Annotated in this window: 16 protein-coding genes and 1 tRNA gene; 10 read left to right on the forward strand and 7 right to left on the reverse strand. The window is 59.2% G+C overall.

The features are described from left to right. The first annotated feature begins 114 nt into the window (after nt 1-114). Nucleotides 115-318, forward strand: coding sequence for a DUF3126 family protein (locus ASB65_RS25595; RefSeq protein WP_003502851.1), 204 nt, complete (start codon nt 115-117; stop codon nt 316-318). 55 nt (nt 319-373) lie between these two features. On the opposite strand, the gene ASB65_RS25600 is transcribed toward ASB65_RS25595, so the two are convergent. After that, nucleotides 374-1,765 carry a cytochrome P450 gene (locus tag ASB65_RS25600; RefSeq protein ID WP_060725796.1) on the reverse strand — a complete coding sequence of 464 codons (1,392 nt, stop codon included), beginning with the start codon at nt 1,763-1,765 and terminating at the stop codon, nt 374-376. 110 nt (nt 1,766-1,875) lie between these two features. Here ASB65_RS25600 and ASB65_RS25605 point away from each other — a divergent pair, with 110 nt between their 5' ends. Next, nucleotides 1,876-2,535: a TetR/AcrR family transcriptional regulator gene (locus ASB65_RS25605; RefSeq protein ID WP_060725797.1), complete on the forward strand. Its 660-nt coding sequence runs from the start codon at nt 1,876-1,878 to the stop codon at nt 2,533-2,535. 95 nt (nt 2,536-2,630) lie between these two features. Here the strand turns inward: ASB65_RS25605 and fdhA are convergent, their stop codons facing one another. Together fdhA and ASB65_RS25615 are read right to left on the reverse strand one after the other, a co-directional pair. Further along, complete coding sequence (fdhA, locus tag ASB65_RS25610) at nt 2,631-3,821, reverse strand: formaldehyde dehydrogenase, glutathione-independent (protein ID WP_003502846.1); 1,191 nt, start codon at nt 3,819-3,821, stop codon at nt 2,631-2,633. Nucleotides 3,822-3,982: 161 nt separating this feature from the next. Continuing rightward, a complete protein-coding gene (locus tag ASB65_RS25615) occupies nt 3,983-4,855 on the reverse strand; it encodes an ATP-binding protein (protein WP_003502844.1) in 873 nt (290 codons plus the stop codon). 206 nt (nt 4,856-5,061) lie between these two features. Here ASB65_RS25615 and yajC point away from each other — a divergent pair, with 206 nt between their 5' ends. The 5 genes from yajC (at nt 5,062) to ASB65_RS25640 (ending at nt 9,928) form a co-directional block, all read left to right on the forward strand. Next, the gene (gene yajC / locus ASB65_RS25620; protein WP_020012565.1) at nt 5,062-5,409 is read left to right on the forward strand and encodes a preprotein translocase subunit YajC; all 348 of its coding nucleotides are present in this window, start codon (nt 5,062-5,064) and stop codon (nt 5,407-5,409) included. Between the two features lie 80 nt (nt 5,410-5,489). Continuing rightward, entirely contained in the window at nt 5,490-8,063 is a 2,574-nt protein-coding gene (gene secDF / locus ASB65_RS25625; RefSeq protein ID WP_060725798.1) for a protein translocase subunit SecDF, read from the forward strand. Next, nucleotides 8,063-8,455 (forward strand): Mth938-like domain-containing protein, encoded by a 393-nt coding sequence (locus ASB65_RS25630; RefSeq protein WP_003524967.1) that lies wholly within the window; start codon nt 8,063-8,065, stop codon nt 8,453-8,455. Before secDF ends, ASB65_RS25630 begins: the two co-directional genes overlap by 1 nt. A 23-nt stretch (nt 8,456-8,478) precedes the next feature. Beyond that, on the forward strand, nt 8,479-9,324 hold the full coding sequence (locus ASB65_RS25635) for a phytoene/squalene synthase family protein (RefSeq protein ID WP_060725799.1): 846 nt from the start codon (nt 8,479-8,481) through the stop codon (nt 9,322-9,324). 145 nt (nt 9,325-9,469) lie between these two features. Next, complete coding sequence (locus ASB65_RS25640; RefSeq protein ID WP_003502835.1) at nt 9,470-9,928, forward strand: hypothetical protein; 459 nt, start codon at nt 9,470-9,472, stop codon at nt 9,926-9,928. 20 nt (nt 9,929-9,948) lie between these two features. On the opposite strand, the gene ASB65_RS25645 is transcribed toward ASB65_RS25640, so the two are convergent. From ASB65_RS25645 to lipB, 3 genes are all read right to left on the reverse strand, one after another. After that, a complete protein-coding gene (locus tag ASB65_RS25645; RefSeq protein ID WP_060725800.1) occupies nt 9,949-10,884 on the reverse strand; it encodes a DMT family transporter in 936 nt (311 codons plus the stop codon). A 72-nt stretch (nt 10,885-10,956) separates the two neighbouring features. Next, nucleotides 10,957-12,024, reverse strand: coding sequence for an NAD(P)-dependent alcohol dehydrogenase (locus ASB65_RS25650; protein ID WP_060725801.1), 1,068 nt, complete (start codon nt 12,022-12,024; stop codon nt 10,957-10,959). Between the two features lie 65 nt (nt 12,025-12,089). Further along, on the reverse strand, nt 12,090-12,821 hold the full coding sequence (gene lipB / locus ASB65_RS25655) for a lipoyl(octanoyl) transferase LipB (protein WP_060725802.1): 732 nt from the start codon (nt 12,819-12,821) through the stop codon (nt 12,090-12,092). A gap of 189 nt (nt 12,822-13,010) precedes the next feature. Here lipB and ASB65_RS25660 point away from each other — a divergent pair. Together ASB65_RS25660 and ASB65_RS25665 are read left to right on the forward strand one after the other, a co-directional pair. Beyond that, nucleotides 13,011-13,095: transfer RNA gene (locus ASB65_RS25660), tRNA-Leu, on the forward strand. Nucleotides 13,096-13,711: 616 nt separating this feature from the next. Continuing rightward, nucleotides 13,712-14,098: a PAS domain-containing protein gene (locus tag ASB65_RS25665; RefSeq protein ID WP_003502828.1), complete on the forward strand. Its 387-nt coding sequence runs from the start codon at nt 13,712-13,714 to the stop codon at nt 14,096-14,098. A gap of 75 nt (nt 14,099-14,173) precedes the next feature. Here ASB65_RS25665 and ASB65_RS28800 read toward each other — a convergent pair whose 3' ends face one another. Next, nucleotides 14,174-14,341 carry a Thivi_2564 family membrane protein gene (locus ASB65_RS28800; RefSeq protein WP_003502827.1) on the reverse strand — a complete coding sequence of 56 codons (168 nt, stop codon included), beginning with the start codon at nt 14,339-14,341 and terminating at the stop codon, nt 14,174-14,176. Nucleotides 14,342-14,451: 110 nt separating this feature from the next. Between ASB65_RS28800 and ASB65_RS25670 the strand changes: the two genes are divergently transcribed. Then, nucleotides 14,452-14,877 (forward strand): OsmC family protein, encoded by a 426-nt coding sequence (locus ASB65_RS25670; RefSeq protein WP_060725803.1) that lies wholly within the window; start codon nt 14,452-14,454, stop codon nt 14,875-14,877. Nucleotides 14,878-14,880 lie beyond the last annotated feature (3 nt).

Below are 14,880 nucleotides of genomic sequence, written 5' to 3' on the forward strand. Positions count from 1 at the left end.
GGCATTTTCACGGTCGTCCGTGTGGAAGACGCGGATGACTTGCCGCTTTCACTTTACTTTGGCCTTTGTCCCATGCCAAAAGCGGCTCAACGCGAACCGCACAGGAGAATAGTGGTGAAAGCCGACGAAATCAAAAAACTCGACGCCTATTTCAAGCGCACTTTCAATGAAAAGATGATTGTGAAGGCGCGTCCGCGCAAGGACGATTCCGCCGAAGTGTATCTTGGCGAAGAGTTTCTCGGCGTCGTTTATATCGATGACGAAGACGGCGACCGTTCCTACAACTTCTCCATGGCGATCCTCGACGTCGATCTCTGATCGTCACCATCCGGTGACGGATGGAGTTTCGCACTAAAACAGTCGCCCGTGGTGGTTACGCCGCGGGCGATTTGTTTTTTCGCGGGCTCACCTGCATCATCAGGCGGTTTTCCGGCCGCAAGGTGACCCGCATCAGCGGCTCCGTATTTGCCGGGCTTTTGTTCTTGAGGTGGACGTCCTGCAAAAGCACGGCAAGGATTGCGACAGCCTCCATCATGGCAAAGGCGTTGCCGATGCAGACGCGCGGGCCCGCGCCGAAGGGCATATAGGCGTAGCGGTGGCGCGCCTTGATCTTTTCGGGTTCGAAACGTGACGGGTCGAAGCGGTCGGGTTCGTCCCACAGCGTGGTGTGCCGGTGGACGGCGTAGATCGGCACATAAAGAACGGTGCCCGCCGGGATATCGTGTTCGCCGAGCCTGAAGTCCTGCAATGCGGTGCGTGTCACGACAGGGGCGGGCGGGTAGAGCCGCATCGCTTCCGAAAATACCTGTCTGGTATAGGTCAGGCGGGCGATATGATCCGCCGCCACCGGTTCGCCGGCGGTAACGGTTTCAATCTCGTCGATGACCTTGCTTTCCACGTCGCTGTTTTGGGAGAGCAGATGGAAAGTCCAGGCAAGGCCGAGGGCCGTGGTTTCATGACCGGCCGTGATGAAGGTCAGGAGATTGTCGATGATTTCCGTGTCGCTCATCATGCGTCCGGTTTCCGGGTCTTTCGCTTCGAGCAGCATGGAAACCAGATCGTTCCTTTCGATCGGATTCTGCCGTCTTTCGGAAATGACGGTCGCAAGGCTGGAACGAAGATAGCCGACCGCCGCGCGGGCCTTGCGCCGGCCCGGATGCGGAAGCCATTCCGGTGCGCCCAGCATGGCGAGCGCGAAGGTCCAGCCCGTGGGTTTCAGATAATCGGTGATGCTTTGCTCGACACGTCCTATATCGATGCCATGGCCGCCGGACATCATGGTTTCGACAATGATATCGAACGTCGTCCGCATCATCTCATGGCCGATATCGATATCACCGGCAGGTGAGCGCCAGCGCCCTTGCGTGCGACGCGCGGCGTCGATCATGACCGGTAGCAATTCCAGCAGCTTCTCGTGCCGAAAGGCCGCGGCGACGGATTGCCTTTGCCACTTCCAGTGATCGCCGTCGGCCGTCAGCAGGCCCTGGCCGAGTGCGGGGCCGAGGGCGCGGCGTACATCTTCGCCCTTGCCGAGCAGATGGGCGTTCTTGACCAGAGCTTCATGAATAAGTGCGGGGTCGGCAAGATGAACCCGCATGACACCGCCAAGGCGCGTAAAGACCGCCGGCTCGCTGAAAATTTCCGGCGGCAGAGCCTTCAACGGATTGCGGATGAGCGACAGGGCGACGCGTACCGTCGCGAATTTGGAGACGGGAGCGGTTCCGGGCGTATCGGGGGAGGCGGTGCGAATGTCGGTGCCGGTCATTTACAGGTCCTTTGTCCGCGTTGAACACTTACATTTTCTGTTAAGGTGTATACCTTATTTTTGGTATTTAAGGTGCATGCCTTAGGTTTCAATGGTTGGGTTCGACATCAATGAAAAAAATCAATACCGGACGCACGTCCGTTCGTCCCACGCGCCAGAGAATTCTCGACGCCGCACTTGTGCTGTTCAACGAGCGCGGGCCCGATCATGTGACGACGGCCGAAATCGCGAGAGCGGTAGAAATCAATGAGGGCAATCTCTATTACCACTTCCGCACCAAGGAAGCGCTGTTTCTGGCGCTGTTTGCACGATTCGAGGCCGATGCGCTGGCGATTGTCGGAAAGATTGACGGGGCGGATGAGGCGGCGGCGGCAACCTATGCCGGTTTTCTGCGGCTCTGGTTTTCGCTTGTATGGGACTATCGTTTCCTGTTTCGCGATCTGGTCGGCCTTATCTCTTCCGCCCCGGCGCTGGTGGAGCCTGTGCGAACCATAAGCGCCGCCATGCGTCTCGCTGTCGGCGATATCGTCGCCCGCATGGAGAAAGCGGGCCTGGCAGTTATTCCCGAGGAAGAACGGTCGGCCGTCCTGACAAATCTCTGGATCGTCTCCACCTATTGGGCGGCCTATCTCAACCTTCAGGAAGGTATCACCGAATTTGGATCGCAGCAGCTGGACTGGGGATTGGAGCAGATCTCAAGCCTGTTCAGACCCTATCTCTCCCCGGAAGCGAAAGCCGAACTGGAAGCGATGCTGGTAGTGGAACCGTAAGTTTCACCTGACGGTGACAAGAGGGAAACAAAGACGCCCGCGACGATATCCGTCGCGGGCGTTTCTACGAGTATCAGCCGTCTACCGCTGAAGTATCAGGCAGCTTTCAGCAGATCGCCATGCGGATCGAGGACGAACTTGGTTGCCGCACCCTGATCGAAGCTTTCATAACCCTGCACGGCGTCATCAAGCGCGATGATCTTGGCGTTGACGATATCGGCAATCGGCAGGCGGTCATGCAAAATTGCCTGCATGAGCTGGCGGTTATATTTCAGCACCGGCGTCTGGCCGGTGTGGAAGGATTGCGCCTTTGCCCAGCCGAGGCCAAAGCGCAGCGAAAGGGCGCCCTGTTTTGCCGCATTGTCAACCGCGCCGGGATCTTCTGTGACATAAAGCCCGGGGATGCCGATAGAGCCGGCGGCGCGGGTGATTTCCATCATCTGGTTGAGAACGATGGCTGGCTGTTCACCGCCGGAATGGCCGCGTGCCTCGAAACCGACGGCGTCGATTGCACTATCAACCTCATTGGTGCCGACGATCTCGGCGATCATGTCGCCCAGCCGGTCGCCCTTGGAAAGATCGACGGGTTCGAAGCCGACTTTTGCTGCATGGGCAAGGCGATCCTTGTTGAAATCGCCGATCATGACGACGGCAGCACCCAGAATGCGGGCGGAGGCGGCAGCGGCGAGACCCACCGGGCCGGCGCCTGCGACATAGACCGTAGAGCCGACGCCGACGCCCGCCTTGACCGCGCCGTGGAAGCCGGTCGGCAGAATGTCCGACAGCATGGTGAGGTCGCGGATTTTCGACATCGCCTTGTCGCGGTCCGGGAACTTCAGCAGGTTGAAATCGGCATAGGGGATGGTGACATAGCGGGCCTGTCCGCCGATCCAGCCGCCCATATCGACATAACCGTACGCGCCGCCGGCGCGGGATGGGTTCACCGTCAGGCACACGCCGGTATCCTGCGACTTGCAGCAGCGGCAACGGCCGCAGGCGACGTTGAACGGCACGGATACGATATCACCGACCTGCAGCATCTCGACGTCGATGCCTTTTTCGATGACTTCACCGGTGATCTCATGGCCAAGAACGAGGCCCGGCATTGCCGTGGTGCGGCCGCGCACCATGTGCTGGTCGGAGCCGCAGATATTGGTGGAAATCACCTTGAGAATCACGCCGTGCTCGATACGGCGGCCATCCGGCGCCTCAAGCTTCGGGTCGTCGATGTCGCGGACTTCGACCTGACCCGGCCGCATGTAGACGACGCCTCTGTTCCTGCTCATATCCATCTCCTCCGTGGTTTGAACACCGTGCCTGTCCGCTCCTCCGCGGGCAGGTGACTCCATGGGTGCAGCAAACCATGTGAGGGGAGATGTGGCGTTCGGGAATACGACACTGTTTGTGGCCGTAACGACACCGGCTTTCATCCGGTGTCACGGTGGCGTTATCTGTCGAGTGGTTTTCTGAGGCGGCCGGCGGCATCCTGAATATATTGCCAGGCGACACGGCCCGAGCGGCCGCCGCGGGTCGTCGCCCATTCCAGCGCTTCGTGATGCAGGGTGTCGCGGTCCAGACCCAGATCGAAATGCGTGGCATAGCTGTCGATCATCGTCAGATAATCTTCCTGGCCGCATTTGTGGAAACCGAGCCACAGGCCGAAACGGTCTGAAAGCGACACTTTTTCCTCAACCGCTTCCGAAGGATTGATGGCGGTGGACTGCTCGTTTTCCATCATGTGGCGCGGCAGAAGATGGCGGCGGTTGGAGGTCGCATAAAACAGCACATTGTCCGGCCGCCCCTCGATGCCGCCGTCGAGTGCTGCCTTCAGCGACTTATAGGCCGTATCGTCATGGTCGAAGGAGAGGTCATCGCAGAAAACGATGACGCGCTGGCCTGACGCCTTCAGGATGTCGAGCAGGGCGGGCAGGGTGTGAATGTCCTCGCGGTGCACTTCCACCAGTTTGAGCGAAACGCCGCTTGCCGCGCGCACATCTTCGTGAACGGCCTTGACCAGCGAGGATTTACCCATGCCGCGCGCGCCCCACAGGAGCACGTTGTTGGCGGCAAAACCTTCCGCGAAGCGCAGCGTGTTTTCATGCAGGATGTCACGCACATGATCGACGCCACGGATCAGCTTCAGCGCGATGCGGTTGGGGCGGGGAACCGGCTGGATAAAGGAGTTGGTCGGCACCCAGACGAAACAATCGGCCGCATCCCAGTCGTTTACGGCGGGCGCGGGGCCGGCCAGCCGCTCCACGGCGAGGGTGAGCCGGCGCAGTTCTGAAAGAAGCAGGGAGGCCGTTTCTTCTCGAATCATGGTGTTTCTTCCGCTTGTCTGGTGTTCAAAACTCTGTTTTGCGCCCGGCCTAGCATGGTGTTTGGCGCCCATAAAGGTTAAGAGGTCCGGAATCGGTACGGCGTGGGCCCTGCATCTGTTGCAATCCCGGCGTTCCCCACTATATTCCGGCGGCTTGAAAGCTGGGGCGGCATCCAAGGTCGTGCCGTAATTCTGAGGAGTTTTATATGTTCATTAGTCAAGCTTTTGCCCAGGACGCAGCAGGCGGCGCATCTGCCTTCGGTTCCGGCCTTGAAATGCTTTTCCTGTTTGCGCCGCTTATGGTGGTCTGGTACTTTTTCCTTATCCGCCCGCAGCGCGCGCAGATGAAGAAGCGTCAGGAAACGCTCACCAATATTCGCCGTGGCGATCAGGTCGTTCTTGGTGGCGGCATCGTTGGCAAGGTGACCAAGGTCATCGATGACAATGAACTCGAAGTCGAAATCGCTGAAGGCGTGAAAATCCGTGCCGCCCGTGCTTACATTGCCGAAGTGCGCGTGAAGGGCGAAGTGGTCAAGACGGAAACCGCTTCCTGATCCTGCCGGACAACCGAATGCCCGATTGCGAATTTTGACGGGTTGCGCGGAGCGCGACCCCAACCCTGACCGAGATCGAAATGCTTCATTTTTCCCGTTGGAAAACAGTCTTCATCTGGCTGCTTGTGCTGGCAAGCGTCTTCATCGCCTCTCCCAACCTGTTTACGGACAAACAGCTGGAGGGCATGCCTGCCTGGTACAAGGACAACAAGGTAACGCTCGGTCTCGACCTTCAGGGCGGTTCGCACATCATGCTCAAGATCGAGCGTTCCGACATCGTCAAGGAACGGCTTGAAACGATCGTGGGCGATGTGCGCACGCAGCTTCGCGACGCCAACATCCGCTATTCGGGGCTCACCGGCAACGGCCAGCAGATTCAGGTCCGCATCAGCGATCCCGCTCAGGTGGAAACCGCAAAGAACGCGCTTCGTGACCTGACGCAGCCGGTGTCCGCCGGCACGCTGGTCGGCGGCTCCATCACCGAAGTGACGATGAATGACGGCGGCGACAATCTGCTCCGGCTCAACCTGACGGATGAAGGCATCGACTACCGCCTGTCCTCGGCCGTTTCGCAGTCCATCGAAGTCGTGCGCCGCCGCGTTGACGAAGTCGGCACCACCGAGCCGCTCATCCAGCGTCAGGGTTCCGACCGCATCATCGTGCAGGTTCCGGGGCTTCAGGATCCGCAGCGTCTGAAGTCGCTTTTGAACCAGACGGCCAAGCTCTCCTTCCGCATGGTCGACACGACGATGCCGGTGCAGGAAGCGATGAACGGCCGTCCGCCGGCTACATCAGAGGTTCTCTACTCGCAGGACGATCCGCCGGTTCCCTATCTGGTGGAGCGCCGCGCGCTCGTTTCCGGCGACAATCTCGTCGACGCGCAGGCAAGCTTCAACCAGCAGACCAACGAACCCGTCGTTACCTTCCGCTTCGACAGCCGCGGCGCGCAGCGCTTTGCGCAGGCGACGCAGCAGAATGTCGGCAAGCCTTTCGCCATCGTGCTTGATAATCAGGTCATTTCCGCGCCTGTCATCCGCGAACCGATTATTGGCGGTTCGGGACAGATTTCAGGTAATTTCTCGGTGCAGGGCGCCAACGACCTTGCGGTTCTGCTGCGCGCCGGTGCACTGCCGGCCACGCTGACCGTGGTTGAAGAACGCACTGTCGGTCCGAGCCTTGGTAACGACTCCATCACAGCCGGTCTGACGGCCAGCGTCATCGGCGCCGTCGGCGTCCTCATCTTCATGTTCGTGTTCTATGGCTTCTTCGGCCTGCTCGCGAACATCGCACTCATCGTCAACGTCGTCATGCTGCTCGCTGTCCTCAGTGTGATAGGATCAACGCTGACCTTGCCAGGTATTGCCGGTATCGTTCTGACGATCGGTATGGCGGTGGATTCCAACGTTCTGATCTATGAGCGCATACGCGAGGAGGTGAAGAGCGGCAAACCGCTGATCCAGTCACTGGATAACGGCTTCACCCGCGCCTTTGCGACCATTATCGACGCCAACCTGACGACGCTGATCGTGGCGAGCGTGCTGTTCTACATGGGCACCGGCCCGGTCAAGGGCTTCGCGGTCACGCTGGCCGTCGGTATCATCACCACCGTCTTCACGGCCTATACGCTGACAGCGTGGATGTTCGGCTACTGGGTTCGCCGCAGCCGTCCGAAACATCTGCCGAAGGGTGTCCGCACCGCCATGTTCGACGGCCGCGACATTCCGTTCATGCGCTACCGTCGCGTGGTGTTCATGATCACCGGCGTCGTCATGCTCGCCTGTGTCGGTGGCTTCGTGGCCAAGGGCCTGAACCTCGGCATCGACTTCCAGGGCGGCTCGGTCATCGAAGTCCGCGCCAAGCAGGGTGAGGCCGATCTCGCCGATATCCGTGATCGCCTGAACCAGCTCAACCTCGGTGAAATCCAGGCGCAGAACTTCGGTACGCCGCAGGACGTTCTCATCCGCATCCAGGCGCAGGACGGCGGCGAAAATGCCGAGCAGTCTGCGATCACCATGGTGCGCGGCGAGCTTGAGGACAAATATGACTTCCGCCGCGTGGAAGTCGTCGGTCCGGCCGTTTCGGGTGACCTCACCTTCACCTCCACGGTTGGCATCCTGCTCGCCATGACGGCGATCATGATCTACATCTGGGTTCGCTTCGAATGGCAGTTCGCCTTGGGCGCCGTCATTTCGATGGTGCACGATGTGGTCTTCACCATCGGTCTCTTTGTGTTCCTGGGGATAGAATTCAACCTCACCAGTATCGCGGCGATCCTGACGATCATCGGTTATTCGCTGAACGACACCGTCGTCATCTATGACCGTATCCGCGAAAACCTCAGGCGTTATAAAAAGATGCCGCTGTCGATGATCATCGACGTGTCGTTGAACCAGACGCTGTCGCGTACGATCCTCACCGGTCTGACCGTGCTTCTGGCGCTGCTGTCGCTCTACCTCTTCGGTGGCGAAGTCATCCGCTCCTTCACCTTCGCCATGCTGTTTGGTGTCGGTATCGGCGTGTTCTCGTCGCTCTACATCGCCGCACCGGTGCTGATCGCCTTCAAGCTGCGTCCCGACAGCAAGGATGCGGAAGACGAGAAGGACGACAAGAAAGAAAACAACACCGGCGCCATTGGCGGCAAGCCTGCCGTCTGATGGCCGGCGGGATCGAAATACGCCCGGCCCATTTTCCCGGCCGGGCGCCCATCGATGCCTATGGTAATGGCGGTTTTCGCTTTGCCGACATGTCGCATCGCGGCTCTCTTCTCCTCCTGCCTTCGGGTATTTACGGGTGGGAGCCCGTCGATGCGAAAGAACTGACCGTCGGGCATTTCGAAAAGGTTCTGGCGGAAGCACAGGATATCGAAGTGCTGCTGATCGGCACGGGTGACGGCATGCGGGTCCTGCCGAAAGAACTGCGCGCCGCCTTTAAGGAGGCGGGCATTTCGGTTGACCCGATGAGTACGGGTGCTGCGGTGCGCACCTACAATATCATGCTTTCGGAATCGCGCGCCGTGGCTGCGGCGCTGATTGCCGTCGAAGGCTGACAGAACGTTTCGCGCGGGGAACCATGGCACCCACAGAAAATCTCGACGTCAGCCTCGCGACGCTGCGCGATACCGATCGCGACCGTTATCTTGCCTGTCTTCTGTCGCCTGCCGACAGGCGCAATGCCCTTGCCGCGCTCTATGCCTTCAACGCCGAAATCGCCCGCATCCGCGATTCCGTGCGTGAGGCGCTGCCCGGCGAAGTGCGCATGCAATGGTGGCGCGACCTTATCGATGGCAATCCGCACGGTGACAGCCAGTCCCACCCGGTGGCTGCAGCGCTTCTGACAACGATCGAACAATATCGCCTGCCGCGCCCGGTTCTGGCCAACATGATCGAGGCGCGGATCTTCGATCTCTATGACGACCTGTTCGAGGATCGCAATGCGCTGGAAGGTTATGCTGGCGAAACCGCATCCGCTTTGATCCAACTTGCAAGTCTCGTGCTTTCCGCTGAAGACGCCGCATCCAGCGCGGAAGGGGCAGGTCATGCGGGCGTCGCGCAGGCCATGGCCGGCATGTTGCTGCTTATGCCGCTGCACCGGCGTCGCGGGCAGGTCTATATTCCCGCCGATATGCTGGCTGCGGCCGGGCTCGACCGCGAGACTTTTCTGGAAGGTAAGGACAGGCAGCGCATCGGCATTGCCATCGAGATTTTTGCGACCCATGCGCTGGATCATATGGAGAGGGCACGACGCGCAAAGATCTCGAAAAATGTTTTTGCCGCCTATCTTCCCGTCGCCCTGTCCCGCCCTGTCATCGCTGCGGCGAGAAAGACGGGGAGCGGCGTATTTGACGGCGACCTGCAACTGTCGCAGCTTCGCCGGCAATGGCTGCTGGCAAAGGCCTCCTTCCTCAAGCGTTTCTGATTACGCAGACCGCGTAACGCAGCGAAACGACATCGATCCGGCAGAGCCACACTTCACACAAGCCTCGGTCTGTATGAACCTGAGCCGGGTTCGCGTCTTTTCGATTCGCGAATCGTGATGTTTCGATGCTGAGGGAGCGCCCCGGATGAGTATTGCGATCTGGATTATCGTTTTCGTGCTGCTTTCGGTCTTCGCTGTCTACGCCTGGCGCATGACGCGGGCGACGGATGAGGATAACAGTCATGATGTGGGGCAGGCGATCATGGATTTCGCCCGCGCCTTTCCCAACGAGGCGATCAGAAGTCTGCACATGACGGCTGATGGTGGTGCTGCCTTCGTGCGGCTGCACGACAACAAGGCCGGCTTCATGCGCAATATGGGGTCGCATTATGTGTGTGTGATGATCGATCCCGAGCGCATCAGGGTCGAAAGTCTGGAAAGCGGTGACGGTTTCGTCGTCACCTTTTTCGATATGCCGAAATATAGCGGCTCATACCGGTTCAAATCGGCCGGAGAGGCGGCCGAGGTTTCGCTCTGGCTGCTTGGCAGTCTTGTGGAGGCGCAGGATCATCACGACGACGGGCCGCTGCCCTCGGATAGTTGAGAGACGGCGAGGGTCGGCAGTCATTGCCCGTCAAGCGGCGGGTTTGCGCCGGCTTGCTTGCGCTCGCGCCAGATGATGAACAGGCCGGATGCGACGATGATGAGAATGCCGAGCCATTTTGATGGCGTCGGGAAATCGGAAAACAGCGCATAACCGAGGATAGTCGCCGAGATGATCTCGAAATACTGGAACGGCGCCAGCAGAGAAAGCGGCGCCAGCCGGAAGGCCCTGACGATCAACAGGTGCATGTAGCCGGATATCGATCCCAACAGGATTAGCAGGGTGAGGGCAAAGCCGGATTGCGGAAGCGAGACGGTAAAATCCTTGTCGCCGAGTGCATCACCGGCAAGAAGGGCCGCCCCCATGAACACCGTACCGGCAATGCCGGACATGGTCTGCATGACCAGCGGGCTGTCGGCATCGCCGATGGCGCGGTTCAGGAACAGGTAAAGTGTGTACAGAAAGGCGCAGGCAACCGGCAGAAGCGATGTCCAGCCGAAGATTTCGAAACTCGGCTGAATGACGATCAGGGCGCCGCCGAACCCGACTGCTATCGCCGTCCAGCGCTTCCAGCCCTCCTTGTCGCCGAGGAAGATGGCCGACATCATCGTCAGCATGAATGGTTCGACGAAATAGATCGCGAAGACATCCGCAAGCGGCATGTATTTGACGGCGGCGAAGAACATCAGGCTGGCCGAGGCGTGCAGCACGCCGCGCAGGCAGTTCATCCATGGCCGTTTGGCGCTGAACAGCGCCCTGGGTGACACCACAAGAAGTAGCGGCAGGGTGCAGAGCACCTGGAAAAAGAAGCGGTAGAAGGTCACCTGCGCCGGCGACATGCCGCCGCTCACCGCCATGTATTTGGCGATCGCATCCATGACCGGCAGCACCAGCATGCAACCCGCCATGATGGTCATGCCCTTGGCGATATCGTTGAAACCGGTCTGGCTGGTCATGGATCAGGCTGCGCTTTCGACCCAAAGGTCCAACGGGAGAGGGGACGCCTGCAAGATCGCCCCCCTTCCGGGTCAGGCGGCCTTCTGGCGCGGCAGGCTCTTCATATCAATGACGAAGCGATAACGCACATCGCTTTTTATCATGCGTTCATAAGCGTCGTTGATCTGATCGATATTGATCATCTCTATCTCGGCGACGATGCCTTTCTCGGCGCAGAAAGCCAGCATGTCCTGCGTTTCGGGAATGCCGCCGATCATCGAGCCGGCAAACGTCTTGCGGCCGGGAATGAGACTGAAGGCCATCACCGAGAGCGGCTTTTCCGGTGCGCCCACCTGCACCAGCGCGCCGTCACGTTTCAGCAGTGCGAGATAGGCGTTGATATCGTGGTCGGCGGCCACAGCGTCGATGATGAGATCGAGACTGGAAGCGGCCTTGTTCATCTGTTCGGCATCACGCGAGATGATGACCTCGTGGGCGCCAAGCTTTTTGGCGTCCTCCGCCTTGCCGGGCGACGTCGTGATCATTACGACAGTCGCGCCCATGGCATTGGCGAGCTTGACCGCCATATGGCCAAGGCCGCCGAGACCAACGACGCCGACACGCTTGCCGGGACCGGCATTCCAGTGCCGCAGCGGCGAATAGGTGGTGATACCCGCGCAGAGCAGGGGTGCGGCGGCGGCCGGATCGAGGCCTTCGGGAATGTTGAGGATGTAACGGTCGTCGACGACCACATGGGCGGAATACCCACCAAGCGTATGCGCGCCGCCGCCCATCGCCTTGTCAGGCGAATTATAGGTGCCGGTCATGCCGTTTTCGCAATATTGCTCCAGCCCTTCGGCGCAGCTTGCGCATTCACGGCAGCTGTCGACGATACAGCCGACGCCGACACGCTCACCTGTCTTGAACTTGGTCACCTGCGAGCCCACCCGTGCAACGCGGCCGATGATTTCGTGGCCGGGAACGCAGGGGTAGAGGGATCCCTGCCATTCGCCGCGAGCCGTGTGAATATCGGAGTGGCAGACGCCACAGAATTCGATCTCGATTTCGACATCGCGCGGGCCGGGATCGCGACGTTTGATGGTCGCGAGCTTCATCGGCGAAGAACCGTCGTCGCAGGCATAGGCGGACGTTGTGAACATGGTCGTTCCTCCTCTATGGTGATCGATGCTGGAAACACCGGCCTGCGGCAAAGGTTGCGGTGCAATCAGCCGCCAGCGCCGGTTTCGGGCACTGCCGCGCCAAACACCTCCTCAAAGGCCTCGCGCAGCAGAACGTCGACGTCGCCGATCATAACCGGCAATCCGAGATCGACAAGGCTGGTGACGCCATAGGCGCTGATGCCGCAGGGAACGATGCCGGAAAAATGCGTGAGGTCGGGATCCACATTGATCGACAGCCCGTGAAAGCTCACCCATTTGCGCAGGCGGATTCCGAGCGCGGCGATCTTGTCCTCAGCCATGCCGCCATCGGGCAGAAGAGGTTTTTCCGGACGCCTGACCCAGACGCCGACGCGATCCTCGCGCCGTTCGCCACGCACATTCATCTTGTCGAGCGTGCGGATGATGACATCCTCCAGCGCCGCCACATAGGCGCGCACATCCTGCCGCCGCCGCTTCAGGTCGAGCATGACGTAAACGACCCGCTGTCCCGGCCCGTGATAGGTATATTCACCGCCGCGACCCGTGGCGAAGACGGGGAAACGATCAGGCTCAATGAGATCAACGGCATCGGCGCTTGTGCCCGCGGTATAGAGCGGCGGATGTTCCAGAAGCCAGACGAGTTCGTCAGCCTCCCCGCTGGCGATGGCGGCAACTTCGCGTTCCATCTCCTCGATCGCCAGTTCGTAAGGCACGAGACCTTCCGAGATTCGCCAGCGGACGGGCGGCGAACCGGCGGGGGCAAGCATATTTGTCTCGATATCGGTGCGTGTGAGCATGAAAAAGTCCTTTCCACAGCCTTCTCGCAAAATGGCGACAGGGCCGCAACCCCAGCATTTCCGGGCTTCCTGCATATAGGATGGTGCAGTGCGATTTTTAATTTCAAAAAACTGTCACGACGCTCTTGTGCACCGAAAATCCTTTTGCTACATGCACCCCCGTCGGCGCAAGTCGACGCCTACCACGATGCGGTCGTGGCGGAATTGGTAGACGCGCAGCGTTGAGGTCGCTGTGGGGCAACCCGTGGAAGTTCGAGTCTTCTCGACCGCACCAAAGAAACCCGCTTCGGCGGGTTTTTTCTTTTTTAGCCAGTCGTTTAGCTAGCTCTCCGTTTTCTGCCCCGGGTTCGTTGGACCGTATTGGAAGTCACCCGGGCTGCGTCGATGTGATTTGCGCCACAGCCCGGGCTTTATAATTCGGTTCGGAAATTCCCGACTTGCTGCTACTTCAGCATAGTCGTCGCGATTTAGCGTCGAATGATATTTGAGGCCGTACCGTTTTCCTGATGGTTGCCATCTCCGACGCGATACGGGTCACCGTCCATGACCTGGTCCATCCGCCATCCGCTTCCGCGATATGGACTTTCCCATGTCTGGCACCCAGCGAGAACGACAGTTACCATCAGCAGTCCGAAAGTGAGAGCGGTTCGCAGCATATTGGCCTCCTTTGAAATTTCATCACAGCGCTATGTAGGAACAGGTTGGTGGCTTTGCGATATCTCTTCGGAACTTATCGCTCCTTTGAGCCCTTACTCCGATCAGGCCGTCATGAAATTTCGGTGGATATCAATGCACGCTCTGGTGGACGGCAGCTTCCCCCTAAAAAACGAGGGGTGGAATATTAGAGGTCTGATGTTAGCTTTTGTCAGGAAAAATGTCTGGGGGTTTTCGTGCTGGGGGACAAAACGGATTCAGACAATGCGCTCGGCTACTACATGTGGAGCATTTCCGACAATAGGCTGATCATGGATGCTGTCACCGCGGAATGTCATGGGTTTCCCGAACCGGTTGCGTCGCGCGGGGTGACGATCGAGGAGATTCTCGAAAGAATCGATGTCGAAATGCGCGATCAGGTGGCGCAGGCCATTTTTGAGAGCATCACCACCGGCGTGTTTTTCGATCAGCGCTACAAGGTCAATCTGCCGGGTGGTTCAAGCCGGTGGATAGTGGCGAAGGGCAGGGCGATTTTTGATGCCGACAATACGCCGTTTCTCGGCATTGGCAGCGTCCGGGATATTACGCTGAAAAAAACCTATCAGTTCGAGCCTCGCCAATAGCGATCAGGCGGTTGAAAACCGCGCATAAAAAGAGGCGGCTTTCGCCGCCTTTTTCGTCTGCACTACGCCGGGACATCAGAAGACGGCGAGATATTTCAGCAGCGAAATAATGCCGATGATGATGACGATCACTTGAGCGATCTGTTTCGCACCGCCGCCGACAGGCAGTCGTGCGATAAGCCACAAGACAAGCACAATCACCAGGAAGGTGATCAGAATGCTGACGAGCGTAGATGTAACCATATGTCCCAGCTCCCTTTTTAATCAATATTCGACGGTCGTTCACCGTTGCGTGAGTAAAAGCGCGAGGCTAATTTTGGTTCCATCGGTGAAATCGCGGCGTGAGGTCGGGTGTGAATCAGTTCAGGGTTAAAAAGCGGCCGACAGGGGCTGTCGTTACACTTGGCCGCCTTGGGCATCCCGACGTCGTCACGGCCACCGGAGGCGCCCTGACGGTGGTGACGGGGGCCTCAGAGCCGGGTTTCAATCCGCTCGATCTTCTTTATTCTTCGCTGGCGGCCTGCCTGGCGCTTAGCGCCCGGATTGCGGCGAGCCGCATGGCTGTGCTCGACCGGTTCGAAAAGGTCACGGTGCATGTGTCGGGCGAAAAGGCCGATGAGGAGCCATCGTGGATCGTGCGTTTCGATGTCCGGATCGAGATAAAGGGGGATTTCGATGAGGCCACCCGCAGCGGCATCGCCCATATGGCCGAGGATATCTGTACCGTCAGCAACACGCTGAAGGGCGATGCGGAATTTGTGCTGTCGGTTACCGGCTGACCA

Source organism: Agrobacterium tumefaciens str. B6 (assembly GCF_001541315.1).
In the GTDB taxonomy this organism is placed as follows: domain Bacteria; phylum Pseudomonadota; class Alphaproteobacteria; order Rhizobiales; family Rhizobiaceae; genus Agrobacterium; species Agrobacterium radiobacter.

Bases quoted from the DNA above. Each gene is read 5' to 3' on its own strand.
- ASB65_RS25650 (WP_060725801.1), bottom strand. From the start codon at position 12,024: ATGTTCACAACGTCCGCCTATGCCTGCGACGACGGTTCTTCGCCGATG.
- ASB65_RS25645 (WP_060725800.1), bottom strand. From the start codon at position 10,884: ATGACCAGCCAGACCGGTTTCAACGATATCGCCAAGGGCATGACCATC.
- ASB65_RS25600 (WP_060725796.1), bottom strand. From the start codon at position 1,765: ATGACCGGCACCGACATTCGCACCGCCTCCCCCGATACGCCCGGAACC.
- yajC (WP_020012565.1), top strand. From the start codon at position 5,062: ATGTTCATTAGTCAAGCTTTTGCCCAGGACGCAGCAGGCGGCGCATCT.
- fdhA (WP_003502846.1), bottom strand. From the start codon at position 3,821: ATGAGCAGGAACAGAGGCGTCGTCTACATGCGGCCGGGTCAGGTCGAA.
- ASB65_RS25605 (WP_060725797.1), top strand. From the start codon at position 1,876: ATGAAAAAAATCAATACCGGACGCACGTCCGTTCGTCCCACGCGCCAG.
- ASB65_RS25640 (WP_003502835.1), top strand. From the start codon at position 9,470: ATGAGTATTGCGATCTGGATTATCGTTTTCGTGCTGCTTTCGGTCTTC.
- ASB65_RS25615 (WP_003502844.1), bottom strand. From the start codon at position 4,855: ATGATTCGAGAAGAAACGGCCTCCCTGCTTCTTTCAGAACTGCGCCGG.
- ASB65_RS28800 (WP_003502827.1), bottom strand. From the start codon at position 14,341: ATGGTTACATCTACGCTCGTCAGCATTCTGATCACCTTCCTGGTGATT.
- ASB65_RS25630 (WP_003524967.1), top strand. From the start codon at position 8,063: ATGGCCGGCGGGATCGAAATACGCCCGGCCCATTTTCCCGGCCGGGCG.
- secDF (WP_060725798.1), top strand. From the start codon at position 5,490: ATGCTTCATTTTTCCCGTTGGAAAACAGTCTTCATCTGGCTGCTTGTG.
- lipB (WP_060725802.1), bottom strand. From the start codon at position 12,821: ATGCTCACACGCACCGATATCGAGACAAATATGCTTGCCCCCGCCGGT.
- ASB65_RS25635 (WP_060725799.1), top strand. From the start codon at position 8,479: ATGGCACCCACAGAAAATCTCGACGTCAGCCTCGCGACGCTGCGCGAT.